We start from the raw sequence: 3,639 nt of genomic DNA on the forward strand, positions 1-3,639 counted from the left end.
GATGGGCTTCGCGTCGATCTACTCGGCCGAATACGCGGACCAGCTGCTGAAGGCCGGCAAGCAGGCCGACCTGAACGCGAAGCCGGTCGGCACCGGCCCGTTCGTGCTGAAGAGCTACACGAAGGACGCGCTGATCCGCTACGACGCGAATCCGACGTACTGGGGCGCGAAGCCGAAGGTCGACCGGCTGATCTACGCGATCACGCCCGACCCGTCGGTGCGCCTGCAGAAGGTGAAGGCCGGCGAATGCCAGATCGCGCTGTCGCCGAAGCCGCAGGACGTGCTCGCCGCGAAAGGCGAAAGCGCGCTGAAGGTCGTGCAAACGCCCGCGTTCATGACCGCGTTCGTCGCGCTGAACACGCAGAAGAAGCCGCTCGACAACGACAAGGTGCGCGAGGCGCTGAACCTCGCGTTCGACCGCGCGACCTACCTGAAGGTCGTGTTCGACAACACCGCGACGGCCGCGAACAACCCGTATCCGCCGAATACGTGGAGCTATGCGAAGGACGTCGCGCCGTATGCGTACGATCCCGCGAAGGCGAAGCAGTTGCTCGCGCAGGCAGGCTTCCCGAACGGCTTCTCGACCACCATCTGGACGCGCCCGACCGGCAGCGTGCTGAACCCGAACCCGAAGGTCGGCGCGGAACTGCTGCAGGCCGACCTCGCGAAGATCGGCGTGAAGGCCGAGGTGAAGGTGATCGAATGGGGCGAGCTGATCAAGCAGGCGAAGCTCGGCCAGCATGACATGCTGTTCATGGGCTGGGCCGGCGACAACGGCGATCCGGACAACTACCTGTCGCCGCTGTTCAGCTGTAATGCGGTGAAGTCGGGCATCAACTTCGCGCGCTTCTGCGATGCGCAGCTCGACAAGCTGATCGCCGACGGCAAGTCGACCGCCGACCAAGCCAAGCGCGCGAAGCTCTATGAAAGCGCGCAGAAGATCATCCACGACCAGGCGCTGTGGATCCCGCTCGGCTACCCGACCGCGGCCGCGTTGACGCGCACGAACGTGAGCGGCTATCACGTGAGTCCGTTCGGACGGCAGAACTTCACGACGGTCGCCATGCAGTAACCGTGCGTGGCGCGCAAGCGACGGCGTGCACGCCGCTCGCTTGCGGCCCGCGCGCCGCGCTTGCTACACTGCGCGCCTGTTCCTCATACCGGACGCCAGCCAAAGTGAACCACTAAGCCTTCCCGAAATGTTTTCGCCGCCCGTGCCACGCACGCCGCGCGCGAAGGTCTTCACGCATTTTTGGAGGTGCTCATGGCTGCTGCCACGCCCACCGGCGCGCTCGTCGCGCTTCATCACGTTTCCTTCCGCTTCGACGACGGCATCACGCTGTTCGATTCGCTCGACCTGTCCATCGATCGCACGCCCACCGGCATCGTCGGCCGCAACGGCGTCGGCAAGAGCCTGCTCGCGCAACTGATCGCCGGTTGCCGTACACCCAGCGCGGGAACGATCGAGCGGCATGCGCACGTCGTCTACGTCGCACAGCAGCATGATCATGACCGCGACGACACGGCGGCGGCGGCCCCGCGGACCGTCGCGCAGATCGCCGCGCTCGATGCACCGCTCAGCGCGCTCGCGCGTCTCGCGGACGGCCACGCAACACCGAACGACTTCGACCTGATCGGCGATCGCTGGGATCTCGCGGAACGCCTGCGCATGGCACTCGACGCGGCCGGCCTGCACGACGTCCACGCCGACACGCCCGCGCACGCGCTAAGCGGCGGCCAGGTCGCACGCGTGGCGCTGATCGGCGCGCTGCTGTCCGGCGCCGGCCTGCTCGTACTCGACGAACCGACCAACCATCTCGATGCACCGGGCCGCGCGTGGCTGCGCACGGCGCTCGACGGCTGGCGCGGCGGCGTCGTCATCGTCAGCCACGACCGTGCGCTGCTCGCCGGCGTGCAACGCATCGTCGAGCTGACGCCGCACGGCGCGCGTTCATATGGCGGCAACTATGCGCTCTATCGCGCGCAGCGCGACGCGGAACAGGACGCCGCGCACGCGGCGCTCGACCATGCGCGCACCGAGCGCGGGCGCGTACGGCGCAGGCTCGAACAGGAACACGACACGACCCAGCGTCACGCGGCCGCGTCGCTGCGCGACGCGAAGACGGCCAACCTGTCGTCGATGGCGCGTCAGAGCCGCAAGGGCGCCGCGCGCGCGATCATGGGGACCGTCCGGCGTCATCAGAGCGACTTCAAGGCGACGCTCGACGCGCGCGTGCAGGAAGCGGCCGCGCGCGTCGAAGCCGACGCACCGGTGCTGGTATCGCTGCCGGGCACCGAGGTCAGCGCGCGCCGCCAGCTGTTCACGCTCGAACGCGCGCAACTGCCGTGGCGGGTGGCGGGCGACGCCGACGCGATCACGTGGTCCGCAAGCGGCGCCGTGCGCATCGCGCTGACAGGCCCGAACGGCTGCGGCAAGTCGACGTTGCTGAGAATGCTCGCGGGCGAGCTCGCGCCGCGTTCGGGTACCTGCACGACGCACGTGAGCGCCGCGTATCTCGACCAGCGGCTCGCGCTGCTCGACGCCGAGCGCTCGATCGTCGAGCAACTGGGCCTGCTCGATACGCCCCTTGCCGAAGGTGATCTGCGCAGCCGTCTCGCGCTGCTGCAACTCGACGCGACGCGTGCGACGCAACCCGCGCGGCAACTGAGCGGCGGCGAACGGCTGAAGGCCGCGCTCGCGTGCGCGTTGTGGCGCGGCACGCCCGCGCAACTGCTGCTGCTCGACGAGCCGACCAATCACCTCGATCTCGAATCGGTGCGGGCGATCGAAGCGGCGCTGGCCGGCTTCCCCGGCGCGATCGTGGTCGCGTCGCACGACGCCGCGTTTCTCGCGGCGCTCGAACCAACGCACACGATGCAGTGGCATCGCGACGGATGGCGTTACGAACCCGTCGCGTAAGCGCTACGAAGAACGCTCAGCCCGCGGTACGGAACCGCAGCACCCCGTCGTCGCCCTGCTCGCGCACGAGTTCGCCCGCGAGCCACAGCAGGTTCAGGTGCGCAAGCGCCTCGCCGAGCGCGAACGTCATCTGGTGGATATCGAGCTCGCGGCGGCGGAACATGATCGGCACGATATCGGCCGCGCTCATCGACTGCTCCGCACACGCGACGCGCACCTCGGCCAGGCGCGCATCGTGGTGTTCGCGCAGTTGCGCGATGCGTGTGCGCACGCCGCGGAACGGCTTGCCGTGCGACGGCAGCACGAGCGTGTCGGGCGCCATCGTCTCGTAGCGGCCGAGCGATTCGAGGTACAGCGCGAGCGGGTTCGCTTCCGGTTCGAGGTCGAACACCGACACGTTCGTCGAGATGCGCGGCAGCACCATGTCGCCGGAAATCAGCACGCCGTCCGCTTCGCTGTGGAGCGCGCAATGTTCAGGCGAATGGCCGAAGCCGGTGACGACGCGCCACGTGCGCGCGCCGATCGTCACCGCGTCGCCTTCGCGCAGGCGCCGGTAGCGCGGCGGCACGGCCGGCACGAGGTCCGCGTAGTAGCTGCGGCGGTTGCGCAGCTTGTCGAGCGCGGCCGGATCGGTCAGCCCGTGGCGCGCGAAGTGATCGGCGGCGGCCGCGCCGCCCGCGTTCGATCCGTTGCCGGCCGCCATCAGGCAGCCGAACATA

General features: G+C 69.0%; 3 protein-coding genes. 2 read left to right on the top strand and 1 reads right to left on the bottom strand.

From position 1 onward, the window contains the following. Both JMF90_RS28775 and JMF90_RS28780 read left to right on the top strand, forming a co-directional pair. A partial coding sequence (locus tag JMF90_RS28775; protein ID WP_201325740.1) for an ABC transporter substrate-binding protein occupies nt 1–1,072 on the top strand: 1,072 nt, incomplete at its 5' end. Nucleotides 1,073–1,264: 192 nt separating this feature from the next. Beyond that, entirely contained in the window at nt 1,265–2,920 is a 1,656-nt protein-coding gene (locus JMF90_RS28780) for an ABC-F family ATP-binding cassette domain-containing protein (protein ID WP_054928095.1), read from the top strand. Between the two features lie 16 nt (nt 2,921–2,936). Here the strand turns inward: JMF90_RS28780 and JMF90_RS28785 are convergent. Next, nucleotides 2,937–3,639 (bottom strand): MBL fold metallo-hydrolase (locus JMF90_RS28785; protein WP_201325741.1); only part of this gene is annotated, 703 nt, incomplete at its 5' end.

It is taken from the genome of Burkholderia sp. E168m23 (genome assembly GCF_016586125.1).
Lineage (GTDB): Bacteria > Pseudomonadota > Gammaproteobacteria > Burkholderiales > Burkholderiaceae > Burkholderia > Burkholderia orbicola.